This window comes from Mesorhizobium sp. M7A.F.Ca.CA.001.10.2.1, assembly GCF_003998575.1.
GTDB lineage: Bacteria > Pseudomonadota > Alphaproteobacteria > Rhizobiales > Rhizobiaceae > Mesorhizobium.
On record NZ_RZQY01000855.1, the window covers coordinates 1 to 2,111 of the forward strand.

Annotated in this window: 4 protein-coding genes; 2 read left to right on the forward strand and 2 right to left on the reverse strand. The window is 63.7% G+C overall.

The features are described from left to right. Positions 1 to 285 precede the first annotated feature (285 nt). Positions 286 to 483, forward strand: a complete 198-nt coding sequence (locus EN964_RS32630; RefSeq protein WP_013531006.1) for a hypothetical protein — start codon at positions 286 to 288, stop codon at positions 481 to 483. A 16-nt stretch (positions 484 to 499) separates the two neighbouring features. On the opposite strand, the gene EN964_RS32635 is transcribed toward EN964_RS32630, so the two are convergent. After that, positions 500 to 979 (reverse strand): Lrp/AsnC family transcriptional regulator, encoded by a 480-nt coding sequence (locus EN964_RS32635; RefSeq protein WP_127269207.1) that lies wholly within the window; start codon positions 977 to 979, stop codon positions 500 to 502. 89 nt (positions 980 to 1,068) lie between these two features. Between EN964_RS32635 and EN964_RS32640 the strand changes: the two genes are divergently transcribed. After that, entirely contained in the window at positions 1,069 to 1,977 is a 909-nt protein-coding gene (locus EN964_RS32640; protein ID WP_127272567.1) for a DMT family transporter, read from the forward strand. Positions 1,978 to 1,986: 9 nt separating this feature from the next. On the opposite strand, the gene EN964_RS32645 is transcribed toward EN964_RS32640, so the two are convergent. After that, positions 1,987 to 2,111: dienelactone hydrolase family protein (locus EN964_RS32645; protein ID WP_206528794.1), on the reverse strand; the 125-nt coding region annotated here is incomplete at its 5' end.

Sequence of the window (2,111 nt, forward strand, 5' to 3'; positions counted from 1 at the left end):
GCCGATGCCGGTACGGGCCGGCCGTTCGATCGGCATCAAACGCAAATAGGGCGAAGCCGACACCTTCTCGTTCCCGGCGTCAAAGCCACACCGGCAATCTAAAATCGCAGAACCCTCCCATCGGCCGGCAGCAGTGCTTGAAGCGGCGCGGCGCCCTCGTTAACCTTACCAAGGTTTTAACGGGAACAAGCCATCTGAGCCGTTGCGCGACTCAGCGGGTCGGTCGAAAACGATCCGCATCGAGGTAGCGACACGGGCGGCGCGGCGCCGGTTCGAGGAAAGTGCATGAAAACCGACATCAAGGTCGAGGTGGACAGGCTGGCTGCCGATCCGCGCATCACCGACTATGATTTCTGGCGCTCGCTCAAGAACGTCAACAACGAGATCTTCCACATCGCCAACAACAACGAGCCGATCCCGTTCGACATGATCCGCTGGCGCGCCATCCTGAAGCAGGCGCGCATGAAGCGCGGCCACGCATAGGTTCCTCTCCTGTAGGTCAAGCCTGGCGCCTCAACGCTCCCAGCGCCGAGCGCGCCACCACCGGCGACGACTGGATGATCGCCGTATTGGTCATCGCATAAGGAATGATGCGGTCGATCACCCGCTCGAGTTCGGCCACCGAGCCGACATGCGCCAGCGCGATGAAACAATCCTCTCCGGTCACCCGGTCGCATTGCACGATCTCCGGCAGTTCGCGGATGATCTCGGCCACGAGGGCCAGTTGCCCCGGCACCGGCCGGATGCGCAGCCACGCCGACAGCGGCAGGCCGAGTGCCGCCGGGTTGATCCTGACCGAATAGGCCTCGATGACGCCGCTTTCCTGCAGCCGCTTGATGCGCTCGGCCACGCTCGGCGCCGACAGACCGACTGAGCGTGCCAGCTCCGCCGTGCTGGTGCGCGCGTCCTTCTCCAGCAGACGCAGGATCTTCATGTCAGAGACATCGAGGTCGGCACTTTCAGTTCGAAGGCGCTTCATGGGAAATTCCTTGCTTCTGAGAGAAATCTCGCCAGACGAGCCCATCATCACTCATATAAACCGGCAAATATGCCTGCGATACTGAGCCGATGAATGATCAAACGCAAGCTCTTACGGCAGATCCTGCCCCCGGCAACCCCACCCTGGCCAGGCTGACGGAAAAATTGCCGCCGCATGTCTGGTTCGCCGTCAGCGCCGTCTTCCACTATCTCGGGCCGGCTTTCGCCGTGCTGCTTTTCCCGCATGTCGGCGTGCTCGGCATGGCGTGGCTGCGCATCGCCACGGCAGCACTCATCTTCGCACCCCTGACCCGTCCATGGCGAAGCTTCGCCCGCGCCGATCGCTCGACAAGGCTGCTGTTGCTGGCCTTCGGCGCCTGTCTGGCGGTGATGAACTGTTCGTTCTACCTGGCGCTCGACCGCCTGCCGATCTCGCTGGTGGCGGCGATCGAATTCGTCGGCACCATCGGCGTCGCGGCGATCGGCCTCAGGAGCCCGCGCAATCTTGCCGCCCTTGTCGTCGCCGTCGCTGGCACCTTGCTGCTCATCGACGTCAGATGGTCCGACAATCCCATCGGGCTGTGCTGGGCCTTCCTCAACGGCGCGCTGTTTGTCGGCTACATCGTGCTCGGCCACCGCGTCGCCGCGTCAGGCGTAGGCGCCGGCATCGCCGGCCTGGGTGCCGCCATGGCGATCGCCTTCATCGTCGTGCTGCCGATCGGCCTCACCGATGCGCTGCCGGCCTTTTTCTCACTGCCGCTGCTGTTCGCCGCCATCGGCGTCGGCATCTGCTCCTCTGTCATTCCCTGCATCTGCGACCAGCTCGCCATGTCGCGGCTGCCACGCGCCAGCTTCGCGCTGATGCTGTCGCTGCTGCCCGTCACCGCGACGCTGATCGGCGTCGTCGTGCTGCGCCAGATGCCAAGTTTTACCGATTGCCTCGGCATTGCGCTGGTGGTCGCCGGCGTCGCCTTCCACAAGCCGGCGAACACGGATTAGACGAACGCCCTATGCCAGTTTCTGCTTGAGGAAGGCGATCGTTCTGCCCCAGGCCAGGTCGGCCGCCTTCTTGTCGTAGCGCGCTGCCGACGTGTCGTTGTTGAAGGCATGGTTGGCGCCTTCAAGAAGGAACT